The sequence below is a fragment of the Lederbergia panacisoli genome, assembly GCF_024626525.1.
Classification (GTDB): Bacteria; Bacillota; Bacilli; order Bacillales; family Bacillaceae_C; genus Lederbergia; species Lederbergia panacisoli.
This window is the reverse complement of record NZ_JANJGU010000017.1, coordinates 18,639-32,028: the sequence shown is the minus strand read 5'-3', so window position 1 is coordinate 32,028 and position 13,390 is coordinate 18,639. Positions and strand designations below refer to the sequence as shown.

The 13,390-nt window shown below is 39.2% G+C and carries 15 protein-coding genes; 1 reads left to right on the top strand and 14 read right to left on the bottom strand.

What is annotated here, in order from left to right; translation table 11 throughout:
- Positions 1 to 72: 72 nt before the first annotated feature.
- The 3 genes from NQ185_RS17260 to metG all read right to left on the bottom strand — a co-directional run bounded on the left by NQ185_RS17260 (position 73) and on the right by metG (position 4,430).
- The gene (locus NQ185_RS17260; protein ID WP_257583263.1) at positions 73 to 1,293 is read right to left on the bottom strand and encodes a resuscitation-promoting factor; all 1,221 of its coding nucleotides are present in this window, start codon (positions 1,291 to 1,293) and stop codon (positions 73 to 75) included.
- A gap of 227 nt (positions 1,294 to 1,520) precedes the next feature.
- Positions 1,521 to 2,288 (bottom strand): TatD family hydrolase, encoded by a 768-nt coding sequence (locus NQ185_RS17255; protein ID WP_257583262.1) that lies wholly within the window; start codon positions 2,286 to 2,288, stop codon positions 1,521 to 1,523.
- 177 nt (positions 2,289 to 2,465) lie between these two features.
- Positions 2,466 to 4,430, bottom strand: coding sequence for a methionine--tRNA ligase (gene metG, locus NQ185_RS17250; RefSeq protein ID WP_257583304.1), 1,965 nt, complete (start codon positions 4,428 to 4,430; stop codon positions 2,466 to 2,468).
- A 689-nt stretch (positions 4,431 to 5,119) separates the two neighbouring features.
- Here metG and abrB point away from each other — a divergent pair.
- Positions 5,120 to 5,398, top strand: a complete 279-nt coding sequence (gene abrB, locus NQ185_RS17245) for a transition state genes transcriptional regulator AbrB (protein ID WP_257583261.1) — start codon at positions 5,120 to 5,122, stop codon at positions 5,396 to 5,398.
- Positions 5,399 to 5,454: 56 nt separating this feature from the next.
- On the opposite strand, the gene NQ185_RS17240 is transcribed toward abrB, so the two are convergent.
- From NQ185_RS17240 to darA, 11 genes are all read right to left on the bottom strand, one after another.
- On the bottom strand, positions 5,455 to 6,585 hold the full coding sequence (locus NQ185_RS17240; protein WP_257583260.1) for a bifunctional cystathionine gamma-lyase/homocysteine desulfhydrase: 1,131 nt from the start codon (positions 6,583 to 6,585) through the stop codon (positions 5,455 to 5,457).
- Entirely contained in the window at positions 6,582 to 7,511 is a 930-nt protein-coding gene (locus NQ185_RS17235) for a PLP-dependent cysteine synthase family protein (protein ID WP_257583259.1), read from the bottom strand. The genes NQ185_RS17240 and NQ185_RS17235 overlap by 4 nt, the downstream gene beginning before the upstream one ends.
- A complete protein-coding gene (locus NQ185_RS17230; protein WP_257583258.1) occupies positions 7,512 to 7,979 on the bottom strand; it encodes an S-ribosylhomocysteine lyase in 468 nt (155 codons plus the stop codon).
- 2 nt (positions 7,980 to 7,981) lie between these two features.
- Positions 7,982 to 8,629, bottom strand: a complete 648-nt coding sequence (locus NQ185_RS17225; RefSeq protein WP_257583257.1) for a class I SAM-dependent DNA methyltransferase — start codon at positions 8,627 to 8,629, stop codon at positions 7,982 to 7,984.
- Positions 8,630 to 8,818: 189 nt separating this feature from the next.
- Positions 8,819 to 9,694, bottom strand: coding sequence for a 16S rRNA (cytidine(1402)-2'-O)-methyltransferase (rsmI, locus tag NQ185_RS17220; protein ID WP_257583256.1), 876 nt, complete (start codon positions 9,692 to 9,694; stop codon positions 8,819 to 8,821).
- The gene (locus NQ185_RS17215) at positions 9,672 to 9,956 is read right to left on the bottom strand and encodes a GIY-YIG nuclease family protein (protein WP_257583255.1); all 285 of its coding nucleotides are present in this window, start codon (positions 9,954 to 9,956) and stop codon (positions 9,672 to 9,674) included. Before NQ185_RS17215 ends, rsmI begins: the two co-directional genes overlap by 23 nt.
- Positions 9,943 to 10,686: a tRNA1(Val) (adenine(37)-N6)-methyltransferase gene (locus NQ185_RS17210; RefSeq protein WP_257583303.1), complete on the bottom strand. Its 744-nt coding sequence runs from the start codon at positions 10,684 to 10,686 to the stop codon at positions 9,943 to 9,945. Before NQ185_RS17210 ends, NQ185_RS17215 begins: the two co-directional genes overlap by 14 nt.
- A 58-nt stretch (positions 10,687 to 10,744) precedes the next feature.
- Positions 10,745 to 11,110 carry a DNA replication initiation control protein YabA gene (yabA, locus tag NQ185_RS17205; RefSeq protein WP_257583254.1) on the bottom strand — a complete coding sequence of 122 codons (366 nt, stop codon included), beginning with the start codon at positions 11,108 to 11,110 and terminating at the stop codon, positions 10,745 to 10,747.
- A gap of 13 nt (positions 11,111 to 11,123) precedes the next feature.
- Entirely contained in the window at positions 11,124 to 11,951 is an 828-nt protein-coding gene (locus NQ185_RS17200; RefSeq protein ID WP_257583253.1) for a PSP1 domain-containing protein, read from the bottom strand.
- Positions 11,944 to 12,945 carry a DNA polymerase III subunit delta' gene (gene holB / locus NQ185_RS17195; RefSeq protein WP_257583252.1) on the bottom strand — a complete coding sequence of 334 codons (1,002 nt, stop codon included), beginning with the start codon at positions 12,943 to 12,945 and terminating at the stop codon, positions 11,944 to 11,946. Before holB ends, NQ185_RS17200 begins: the two co-directional genes overlap by 8 nt.
- A 35-nt stretch (positions 12,946 to 12,980) precedes the next feature.
- The gene (gene darA / locus NQ185_RS17190) at positions 12,981 to 13,310 is read right to left on the bottom strand and encodes a cyclic di-AMP receptor DarA (protein ID WP_213111928.1); all 330 of its coding nucleotides are present in this window, start codon (positions 13,308 to 13,310) and stop codon (positions 12,981 to 12,983) included.
- Between the last annotated feature and the right edge of the window lie 80 nt (positions 13,311 to 13,390).

The following is a 13,390-nucleotide window of genomic DNA, read 5'->3' as shown; positions in this document are numbered from 1 at the left end:
AAATTAATATTATTATAACTATAATTCATAAAAAGAAAAAAGCAGAGGATATTTCCTCTGCGTGAAAAGTCATCAATTTAAAACACGAATTTTAACTTGCCTTCTGCCGAATCGATAGGCCTCTTCTTTAGAGGCAACAAAGATGTCGATACGATTGCCTTTGATGGCGCCGCCCGTATCTCCTGCCACGGCATAGCCATAGCCTTCAACCCATACTTTCGAACCAAGCGGAATCACTCTAGGATCAACAGCAATCACCTTTAAATTAGGGTTTGCACGTAAGTTGATGCCAGTTGCAGTAATACCGGAACAGCCGTTGCAATACGCGGTATATGCTGTTGCATTCATATACATTTCTTTTCCGCCGCTAGGGGTATCTGAATTTGCTGATACTGATTTCCCGCGCGAAACTTGAGCAACCATTACCTTCGTTCCGACAGTAACAATTTTGTTTATGCTATTTTTTACTTTTGTTTCCGCCATTAACTTTCGTTTAACTTCTTTACCGTTTTCCTTAGTCACTTCGTATTCTTTTTTCATTAGGCCTTCTTGGCCACTCTGTATAACTTTCTCAGTTCCTTGTGCTAAATTAGAGTCTTTTTTAGTAATAACCGCATAATCAATTGGTTCTTCCACCACATCGGTGACCTTTTCAACTCGGACAATTTTTACTTTACCGTTTGGTTTAACTTTTTTCTTTAAGCCTGGTTCCACACGGTCAAATTTCCCTAGTGTAATCCCTTGTTGCAATAAAAAGTCAGCGACCGTAGTCGAAGTGCTCCATACTTTCTCCTCTTGTTTCCCATTTTTTAATACAAGCGGAAAAGCTCGATCAATTACGAGTTTCAGATTTTCATATATTGGATCTTCAAGGTCAAAATTAATTTTATCGTGATTGTTAATGTCTAATCTCTGACTCTCCATAAATTCTTTTACTGTCTTTGCTGTCGTGTATACATATTCCGTATGCTTACCGTCCTTTATTTCAACTTTCTTGGCCGGTTCCCACACCACGTTTAGCTTATTTTGTACAACGGTATTTAAAGAATGCGAGATATAATCATCTTCATCTACTACGACATTTAAATCTTTCAGTATTTCCCCTATTGTTTCAGCGTGGGTCTTCACTATCATTTTTTCTCCATCCACCGAAAGTGCTACCGTATTTTTCGTTCCCTCGTATACAAGTATCGTCAAAGTGGCAATAAATACTAGGAAACTAGCAATGAAAAGACCTAATTTCTTTCGGGTTATTGAAGAAAAATATGAGTATATTGCGGGTTTTGTGTTCATACAAACACGCCTCCTTCTTCTCCGAGAGATTATACAAACTACGTTTGCAAATTGTCAACTCACATCCCTTTTCGTAAGGTAAGCTCTATTATGCATAGACAAGCTTGAAAAGAAAAGGGTGAGTTATCGACAACCCCTGTTTAGGAAGAAGTAAAGTTTTGTAGAATTTACTGGAATCCCTATTAAATAACTTGATGTACTCTAGTATTTGCCGTTACTAGATTTTGTCAATCGATGCCGAACACTTTTTTTGCATTTGCTGTTGTGATCTGTGCTACTTCTTCCAAACTTAAGCTTTTTAAATCGGCAATTTGTTCAGCTACTAGCCTTACATAACTAGGCTCGTTTCTCTTGCCCCTATAAGGATGCGGAGCCAAATACGGACAATCCGTCTCAATTAATAGACGGTCTAGCGGGACTTGAATAGCAACTTCTTTCGGTTTTTTTGCATTTTTAAATGTTACAGGACCACCGAGAGATATATAAAAGTTTAAATCCAAGCATTGTTTCGCCACCTCAGCACTTCCACTGAAACAATGCATGATGCCCCCAATTTCTTCCGCATTTTCTTCCCGTAAAATTTCGATAATATCTTGCGTAGCATCACGATTATGTATAATAATTGGCATATTTATTTTTTTGGCAAGCCTGATTTGTTTACGAAACACATCTTTTTGGATATCTTTTGGCGATTTGTCCCAATGATAATCAAGACCCATTTCACCTAAAGCTACCACTTTGGGATGTGCTGCAACTTCTTCAAGCCATATAAGATCGTCTTCTGTCATATCTATTGCGTCGACGGGATGCCAGCCAACACTAGCATAAATAAAGTCGTGTTCATGAATGATCTCCAATGCTTTTTGGATTGTTTTTCGGTCAAACCCCACTACAACCATATATTCAACTCCCGCATCTTTCGCGCGGGCGATGACTTCATCCATGTCCTCAGCATATTGATCATCATTTAGGTGAACATGTGTATCAAATAACATAATTCCGACTCCTTTAATGATTATACTCTTTTATTTCATATCATTTATCACAGCTAACTAACATTTGTATTACAAAACGAAATAACATAGAGAGTAAATAAAAAACCGCTTTATTGCTGTAATCTCTCTATGTTATCTGCATTTGTTCAATGTTCTGAATGAACAGAAATATTAAATTTAGTTTACAATTGCGCCATTTTGTAAATTTTGATCGACGCTAGCTACAGAGAGAACCCCATTTTTCTCCCCCGCAAGAATCATTCCTTGCGATAATTCTCCACGAAGCTTCACTGGTTTCAGATTCGCCACTACAATAACCTTTTTTCCAATCAAATCTTCAGGCTTGTAAAATTCCGCAATTCCCGAAATAACTTGACGTTTTTCAAATCCAAGATCTAATTGAAGCTTTAATAGTTTATCCGCTTTTTTAACAGGCTCACAATGTATAACCTCTGCTACTCGTAACTCGACCTTCCTAAAATCATCAATTGTAATTTCTGGGAGCCGTTCTTCGAGTGCATCCTCAACCTTTTGTTCTTCTGCAGGTGCTGATCCACCTTGCATTTGGTTTTTGATGTAGTTTATTTCTTCTTCCATATCGAGACGCGGGAAGATAGGTTCCCCTTTTTCGACAACGGATGTACCTTCTGGAATGGAGCCAAATTTCTCCAAACTTTCCCAAGAAGAAGATTGTTCATCTGTAATATTTAACTGACTAAGGATTTTATTCGGAGTTTCTGTTAAAAATGGTTTTAGTAAAATTGAAACCCTTCTTAATGATTCAGCCAAATGGAGCATGACACTGCCTAGTTCTTGACGCTTTTCTTCATCTTTCGCCAATACCCAAGGCTGAGTTTCGTCTATATATTTATTCGTTCTACTAATTAATTGCCAAACAGAAGATAAGGCGACAGAATACTCCATGTTTTCCATTGCTGCTTCGTATTGTGTAATCGTGTCCTCATTTACTTTTTGTAAATCATCATCGAAGGCTGTAATAGAACCATTGAATGAAGGAATTTGTCCATTAAAATATTTATTGATCATTGCGACGGTTCTATTTAATAGATTTCCTAAATCATTCGCTAAATCAAAATTGATTCTTTCGACAAAGCCTTCTGGTGTGAACACTCCATCCGCTCCAAACGGAACCTCACGCAATAAATAGTAGCGAAGGGCGTCGAGTCCAAAACGATCAATTAGGGAGACAGGATCGACTACATTTCCTTTTGATTTAGACATTTTTCCGTCTTTCATGAGCAGCCAGCCGTGAGCAAATACTTTTTTAGGCAATGGCAAATCAAGGGCCATCAGCATAATTGGCCAATAAATCGTGTGGAAGCGAACAATTTCCTTTCCGACGAGATGGACATCAGCCGGCCAATATTTAACATACTTAGAGTCGTCATCTGTTCCGTAACCGAGTGCTGTAATATAGTTTGTTAACGCGTCGATCCAAACATAAATGACATGCTTCGGATTCCCAGGTACTTTAATTCCCCAATCAAATGTAGTTCTTGAAACGGCCAAATCTTCTAATCCTGGCTTAATGAAATTATTGATCATTTCATTTTTTCGAGATTCAGGTTGGATGAATCCAGGATTTTCCTCATAATATGCCAACAATCGATCGACATATTTACTCATTTTGAAGAAATACGATTCTTCCTTCACTTTTTCTACTGGACGGCCACAATCAGGGCAGTTCCCATTTTCCAGTTGACGTTCAGTGAAGAAGGATTCACACGGGGTACAATACCAACCTTCATATACATCTAGATAAATATCTCCTTGGTCCAATAGCTGTTTAAAAATTTTCTCGACCACTTGTTTATGGCGCGTTTCAGTTGTCCTAATGAAATCATCATAGGAAATATCAAGTTTTTTCCAAAGATCTTGAATTCCACTGACAATTTCATCGACGTACGCTTGAGGAGTCAAGCCACTTTCTTCCGCCTTTTGTTGGATTTTTTGCCCATGTTCATCCGTGCCTGTTAAATACATGACATCGTATCCACGCATTCTCTTATACCGTGCCATTGCATCTCCCGCTACAGATGTATAGGCATGACCTATATGTAAATTCCCGCTCGGATAATAGATCGGGGTAGTTATATAAAATGTTTTTAATTTTTCTTTCACCAAGATTCCCCTCCATCATTATATTCTTGAGTCTGTCTAGCTACAGGCGCCTTTCGCGAACTTCATGCCTTCTCCCTTCGATAAGTCAACATCAATTCGTCTTACAGGCTCATTATGTTTCCTTTATCTCAGTCGAAGGCTCTGTAGTTCGTACGTCGATGAACAGGCGCTTTTCGCTTTTCTTGTCTAGCTACAGGCGCCTTTCGACTAGCGAACTTCATGCCTTCTCCCTTCGATAAGTCAACATCAATTCGTCTTACAGACTCATTATGTTTCCTTTATCTCAATCGAAGGCTCTGTAGTTCGTACGTCGATGAACAGGCGCCTTTCGCTTTTCTTGTCTAGCTACAGGCGCCTATCGACTAGCGAACTTCATGCCTTCTCCCTTCGATAAGTCAACATCAATTCGTCTTACAGGCTCATTATGTTTCCTTTATCTCAATCGAAGGCTCTGTAGTTCGTACGTCGATGAACAGGCGCCTTTCGCTTTTCTGACTATACTACGCATGATTACCTCTTATATCATCAAAATATACGTGAAAATTAGCATTTACGCAACTTAGGCATGTCCTATTTTGCCAATTGACTTTAATTGGAAGAACTGATATCATTGGAAAAGAAGAACTTTGTCGAAAAATGGCGATGAAACTAAAAATAGAGATCCGGAATTATGGGGAGGAAATAAGAATATGAAATCGACTGGTATAGTACGTAAAGTAGATGAGCTTGGCCGTGTGGTCATTCCAATTGAACTGCGACGCACTTTAGGTATAGGGGAAAAAGATGCGCTTGAAATTTATGTCGATGATGATAAAATCATCTTGAAAAAATATAAGCCAAGCATGACATGCCATATTACAGGCAACGTTTCAGAGGATAATGTTGTATTAGCGGGTGGAAAATTAGTACTTAGCCGTGAAGGTGCCGACGAGCTTATTAATGAAATTCAAAATGCCTTTAAAAAATAAATGATCAAAGCCAGCTCAAATGTGAGCTGGCTTTTTAATATATTCATAGATTTTATTTAATCCAAAGCTCTACCAAGGTCCTTCAATAAATCCTCCACATCTTCAAGGCCGACTGATATTCGCACTAAGCCATCCTCTATTCCTAGCTCCAATCTTCTTTCCCGCGGAATTGAAGCATGTGTCATTAATGCCGGGATGGAAATTAAACTTTCCACCGCCCCCAAGCTTTCAGCAAGGGTAAAATATTGAACTTTTTTCAATAAATCTAATGCTTTTGCTTCACTTTCCACCGTGAAGGATATCATTCCACCAAAACCGCCCGCTTGCTCTTTGTGGACATCATGACCTGGATGATCCGAAAATCCTGGATAATATACTTTTCCTACTGATGGATGTTCTGCAAGGTAAGCTGCAAGCACTCTAGTACTCGATTCAATTTCTTCCATCCTTACACCTAGCGTTTTGATTCCACGCATTAAAAGCCAGCTATCTTGCGGTCCTAGAACACCGCCTGTCGAATTTTGAATAAAATGCAGTTCTTCACCCAATTTATCATCGGCTGCGACAACGAGGCCCGCCACTACATCACTATGTCCGCCAAGATATTTCGTTGCACTATGAAGAACAATATTAGCACCTAGGGAAATCGGGGTTTGCCAATAAGGGGTGCTAAACGTATTATCGACAATTGTTAGTAACCCTCGTTCCTTTGCGATTGTACTGACTGCTTGTAAATCTGTTATTTTCAATAAAGGGTTAGTTGGCGTTTCGATGTAAATTGCTCTTGTATTCACCTGAATCGCCTTTTTAACCTTATCTAAATCGGTAGTATCGACAAATGAAACGTCAATCCCAAAACGGTTGAATACCTTTGTCATCACTCTAAATGTTCCGCCATATACATCATCCGTTAAAATGAAATGATCGCCTGCCGAAAAAAGCTGGACAACAGCTGTAATGGCTGCCATACCGGAACCAAATGCAAATCCTCTAGTTCCACCTTCAATATCAGCTACTAACTTTTCCAACGCTTCCCTTGTCGGATTGCCTGTCCTCGCATATTCGTATTTAAAATTCCCAACTCCATCTTGCTTAAATGTACTAGCTTGATAGATTGGAATTGAAACAGCTCCTGTGTATGGGTCTCTGCCAACGCCGCCATGAATCAATTTCGTTTTCTTTTTCAACTCACTTCACCTCCGTCATAAATATGACTGCTTATATACCGCTCACTACTATCTGGAAAAATCGTTACGATATTCGTACCTGGTTTTGCTTTTCTTGCTTCTTTCAATGAGGCAGCAAGTGCCGCTCCTGATGAACTTCCTATTAATAGCCCTTCCAGTTTTGCTGCTTCTTTAAGAGTATCGAAAGCTTCCTTGTCAGATATCGTATAGATTTCATCGAAAAGGCAAGTGTCCATAAAAGAAGGAATAAATTCCAGGCCTATTCCTTCCGTTCGATGAGAGCCGGGCTCCCCTCCATTTAAAATCGATCCCTCTGGTTCAACAACCACACATTTTATTTCGCTAATCCGCTCTTTTAAATATGTAGCAGTCCCCATAAAGGTTCCACCAGATCCCGCACCGGCGACAAAGATGTCAATGCTTCCTTCTAACGCTTCATACAATTCCGGACCCATCGTTTCATAATACGCAGCTGGGTTATGAGGATTCTGAAATTGTCCCGGATAAAAGGCCCCGGGAATTTCTGCAAGAAGTTCCTTCGTTTTTTGAATTGCCCCTTCCATTCCAAGTTTAGTAGGGGTATTGATCACTTCCGCTCCAAGTGCACGCATTAAAATTTGCTTTTCACGGCTAAATTTCTCGGGAGTTACAAAAATAGCTTTTACACCATATCGAAGGGCGGCTAGCGCGAGTCCAATTCCAGTATTCCCCGCGGTTGGTTCGATAATGGTGCCGCCTTTTTTAAGGCTGCCATCTTGAATTGCTTTTTTAAGTAAATATTGTCCAAGTCTATCCTTTACACTTCCCCCAGGGTTGAAGTATTCTAATTTTGCAAATAGCTTCACTCCATCAGGGAGAGGAAAGCTAGTAATTTCCAATAACGGCGTATTCCCGACTAATTCATGAATACTCCCCGCATATTTCATTTAAAAAACTTCCGTCCACTCTTCCCGACGTGAAAGCATTTTTTCAGCAATTTCCTTTGCTCCTTCAAGACTATGGCTTGCCGCCCAACCACATTGAATTTCATTGCAAGCAGGAACTTCTGTAGCTGCCAGTACATCTTTTAGTGTGTTCTCTACAATGTTTAAAATGTCTTCATAGTCATCATGATTAACGACAGATAAGTAATAGCCTGTTTGGCAACCCATTGGACTTATGTCGACGATTTTGTCTGAATGATTTCTGCTGAATTCCGCCATCATATGTTCCAACGAATGTAATGCTGGCATTTCCATATGTTCTTTATTCGGCTGGCAGAAACGAATATCATATTTACGAATTTCATCACCATTATAACCAGTCTTTACACCTGCAAGCCGGATGTAAGGAGCTTTAACCTTTGTATGATCTAAATTAAAACTTTCCACGTTCATCTTTTTTTCTACAGTCATCCTTATTCTCTCCTTTGTTTAGTTGCTTCGATTAACCATACGAATTCATTTTTTTGTGTAAAAGTAACCGTAAAACCGTTTTGTTCGAAATGACCTTTTAAAATCGGCATCGTCGTATAATATTCAGTTCGTAAATCATTTGCCAATCGATGAAATCCTTTATTCTCAGCTTTTCGAATCATACTAAGTTTAGCGTTTTCATCTTCAAATATTGTATCTGCAAATACTATTTTACCATCGTCTTCGAGAATGGAACTATACTTGCGTATCGCAATCTCTTTTTCATCATCTGTTAAATGATGAAAGGCGTACGTACTGACGATTGTGTCAACAGATTGAAATGGATGGGTAAATGTAAGAAAATCTCCTTGTAAAATCTTTACCTCCGATAATTTTTGCTTTGCCACTTTTCTCATTCCCGCCGAAGGTTCAATGCCACATACTTTTTTCCCACTTTTCACTAACAATTCTGTTAGGTTGCCTGTTCCAACCCCAAATTCGATTGTATTTCCTTTTGCCTTTTTCACGACCTCTTCTAATATATGAAGATAATTTTGAAAAACTTCATTATACTCTGGGTCGTGCCCCGCAACCGTTTCATCATAAGAATCAGACCATTCATCGAACAACGCCGTAAAGTCAGTGGACATCTTTATCCCTCTTTTCAGATGAAATTACTCGGAATTATTATATTATTCAATTTATCATTAGTTGCCTAAAAAAACAATCGTAAAAAAGACTTAATCAAATATGTATTTGTGATAGGATTAGCACACTCTTTTAAATAAATAAAAACAAAAAAGAATGTGTAGGATTATCCCAACATTCTTCTTTGAAAATCACTCCACATGGTATGCTTGATAAACATCTCGTTTTGGTAGATTCCGATCTTTAGCCGTTTTTTTGATCGCCTCTTTTGAAGGAAATCCTTTTTCATCGATATAGTGCTGAACATGTGCCTTTATTTCGATGGATGACCACCACACCGCTTCTTCATCATGTTCATCCGTTTCGCTGCTTCCCTCAAGTATTAAACAAAATTCCCCGCGAACTTCCTCTTGCTCTGCCCACTGAATGGCTTCTTCCAAAGTTCCTCTTATAAACTCCTCGAACTTCTTAGTCAGTTCCCGACAAAGAACGATATTTCGGTTTCCTAAAATATCGTGCATTGATTTCAGCGTTTCTTTTAAACGATGAGGTGCTTCATAAAAAATGAGAGTTGCCTGTTGTTTTTTTAATTCTTCTAATTCTTGCTTTTTCTCTTTTTTTCCTCTCGATAAAAAACCATAAAAATAAAAAGGCTGCGTCTTAATTCCAGAGGCAATCAAAGCCGTTAAGGCAGCATTCGCCCCTGGTAGAGGGACAACAGTAATTCCCGCTTGAATCGCTTCAGCAGCAAGCTCATAACCTGGATCAGAAATGCACGGCATGCCAGCATCACTTACTAAAGCAACCTTTTCTCCTGCCTCTAATCGCCTTACGATCTCTTTTCCGCTTATTTCTTTATTATGTTCATGGTAACTGATTAAAGGAGTAGTAATCTCAAAATAATTGCATAGTTTTTTCGTATTTCTCGTATCCTCCGCGGCAATTACATCGGCTTCTTTCATCATCCGAATCGCTCTAAATGTCATATCCTCAAGATTTCCAATTGGAGTCGGCACCAAATACAGAATTCCTTTTTCCGCTTGGCTAAAACTCTTCTGAATTTGCATCCCACTCACCTGCTTCACTAAGAAATTGTTCTTTTTTTCTTCGAGTCAATTGTTTAAAGGCATATTCTGCCCGAAGCGCTTCACTTTTACTATCATGTTTTTCAGCATAAATCATCTTCACAGGCTTCCGCACTCTCGTATATTTGGCGCCTTTTCCACTATTATGCTCAGCAAGTCGACGGGAAGGATCAACTGTGTAGCCGCCATAATAAGAGCCATCCTTACATTCCAGCACATAAAAATAATGGTCATTTGCTTCCATATAAGATTTCTCTCACTTCATCTGTATATTCATTTTCTTCATTATAGACAAAAAGTGGAGGCAATACCTTCAATCCTGCATTTCCATCCTTAATCCCTTCAACTAAGATCGTATTTGCCTCTTTCCCTGCCTTTGGATAGACGAATCGAAGTCTTTTCGGCTCCAAGCGATACTCCCTCATGATGGTTAAAATATCCATTAATCGCTCCGGTCTATGTACAAACGCAGCTTTCCCACCTTGCCTAAGGAGCTGACTGCTCGTTTTCACGGCATCTTCAAGTGTACAAAGAATCTCATGGCGCGCGATTGCTAAGTGCTCATTTGGGTTGATCACGTCAGCGGATGGTGATAAAAAATACGGTGGATTACATGTGACGACATCAAATCGATCATGCCCAAGTCGCTTTGGCATATCTTTTATATCCCCGTGAATCATGTGAATTCTATCATCCAAATCATTGTATGAAACGCTCCGAATGGCCATATCATATAGCCTCTCTTGGATTTCAACACCAATAATCTTCGCTTTCGTTTTAGGGCTAAGTAAAAGAGGGATAACACCGTTGCCGCTGCAAAGATCGATAATATTGCCCTTTTGAATCGGCAAATACGTAAAACGTGCCAATAAAACGGCATCTAACGAAAATGCGAATACAGATGGACTTTGAATAATCCGCAGATTCTCTGCTAACAAGTAATCTAAACGTTCATCTTCATAAAGATTTACCATAAACCGTACACTCTCCAAAAAAAGAACCCTCCTCATATAGAAGAGGAAGGGCTTAGCATTATTTTTTATTCAAAAAGGATAAGCAAAACAAGCAGTCTTCGTCACGGCGGGGGCTGCCAAAATGGACATTACAAATATGGAAGCCTTCTTGATACAGTCTAGCCAAATTATCATAGCCTTCGCCAATTTCAGAAATCTTTTCGTACACACTTTTTCCTGGACTATTTCTTTCTTCAGGCGAGGCATCCGATTCTGGAGCTTCTGTTTCCATTACCTTGCGCAAATGGTCATTTTCCAGTTTTAACACATGGTTTTCTTCAATTAATTCAGCAAGATATTGTTTTAGTTCTCCAAGCTGTTGATATAGATGGCCTATTTGCATTTCCATGCTACTGACTGAATCGAAGAACTCCTTTTTATCCATGACTTACACCTCATTATTCCCTAGCCGGGACAGATGTTGCACTTTCACTAGCAATTTCCTCAAGCGTATATTCCAATATGCGCTCTTGCTCCGGTAATTCTACCTGGATTAAGCGCTCTAATATATTTAACCCAATGACCTTCCCTGATCCATCAGGTGTTTTAATGGCATCACCAACATCCGGCAATTCTGCCTTAGCTGCCTCATATTCATCATTTTCATATTTTAAACAGCACATAAGCCGTCCGCAAAGTCCCGAAATTTTGGTCGGATTTAAAGACAAATTTTGATCCTTTGCCATTTTAATTGAAACTGGCTCAAAATCACCTAAAAAGGTAGAACAGCAGAGCATACGGCCGCAGGGACCAATTCCACCCAACATTTTCGCTTCGTCTCTTACGCCAATTTGTCTTAGCTCAATTCTCGTTCTAAAAATAGCCGCTAAGTCCTTTACGAGGTCACGAAAATCAATTCGTCCATCAGCTGTAAAATAAAAAATAACTTTATTGCGATCAAATGTATATTCAACATCTACTAGCTTCATATCAAGACTATGTTCAATAATTTTCTCATTGCAGACTTGATATGCCTCCGCAGCAGCTGTTTTATTTTCTTCAACGTTTAATTGATCCTTCTGATCCGCCATCCGCACTACTTTTTTTAGCGGAAGAACTACATCATGATCATGGACTTGTTTTTTTTCTGTAACGGCTTTTCCATATTCAATCCCACGAGCCGTTTCCACAATCACAAAATCATTCTTGCGGATTGGGTGATCACCCGGATCAAAATAATATATTTTACCGGCTTTTTTAAACCGGACACCTACAACATTATACACAAGAAGGTCCCCCCTGCAAATTTAGCACAAGCTGCTCCATCAAAAGATGGGCATTCATATTTGCATTTAATTTCCGTTTGGCTTCCAAAATTGCAGTCATTTGTTCAGACAGCCTTCTTGAAGAGGTTTGCAGCGCATCCGCTGCAAATACATCCCGAAAGTCGGGATAGACAAGCTGCTCTTCTTTCCCCAATTGAATATATAGAATATCTTTATATATTAGAAGCAAAAGATTTAACCCTAAATCGATTTGCGCTTTCTCTTTGAAATGGTGTATCCATTCGTCCTGAAGGGAAGTCATGGCGTAAAGTGTACCCTTCTTCTGGACTTCATATAAGTTTAACACTATTTTTCTTGCTTGTGCAAACCAATCATCGCCATTCAACTCCAATGCTTCCTGTAAATGATTGGTAATGGCTGCTAAAAGCGGGGCTTTTACGTTGTTTATTCCAGCATCCTGCAGTTTTTTAGTAAACACTTCAACCGGTATCGCCTTAAATGACACTGTTTGACAGCGCGATAAAATAGTAGGAAGGATACGCTGAGGTTGTTCCGTAACGAGAAGAGCAGTTGTTTCTACATTTGGTTCTTCTAGAAACTTTAACAAACTATTGGCTGCTGGAATTGTCATTTTTTCTGCATCTATGATGATATATAATTTTTTCTTTGATTCTACCCCAGATTTACTAAACTCCGTTCTTAATGAACGAATTTGTTCGATTTTTATTGATAATCCGTCCGGCTCTACTATATGAATATCAGGATGATTGCCACTTCTTATCCTTTTGCAATTCACACAGTCGCCGCACGGAATGAAGTTTTGTTGTAGATTTTCACAAAATAAGCTCTCAGCCATTAATAGGCTTGCAGCACGCTTTCCAGTACCATGCTCCCCTTCAAACAAATAGGCATGGGCCACACGCTTTTTTTCGATGCTGCTTTTTAACATTTTCGCCGCAAACGGCTGCTCTTGTTCAAAGTCTTGCCAATTCATGGCATCATTCACTCGCTAACGTATATAATATTGCGTTAAAATTGATGGAATTGCTCGATTGGAAGAACAAATACAGTGGCTCCTCCAACAGAAACTTCTACGGGATAGGGAATGTATGAATCTGCATTGCCGCCCATCGGAGAAACAGGTGCCATCAGCTGTTCACGTGATTTGCAATTATCCCTAATAACTTGAAGAGCCTTATTAACCCTGACATCTTCAGTTCCAATCATAAATGTCGTATTACCAGATTTTAAAAATCCGCCTGTCGTTGCTAATTTTGTTGCTCTAAAATTATTCTCAACCAACGCACTCATTAACCGATTGCTGTCCTGATCTTGTACAACTGCCATTATTAATTTCATTACCATTCACCCCTCCATAAATTTGCTAACTATCTCCTTATTACTTATTATATCAGCTATTCTCAGTATGTTACATCGAT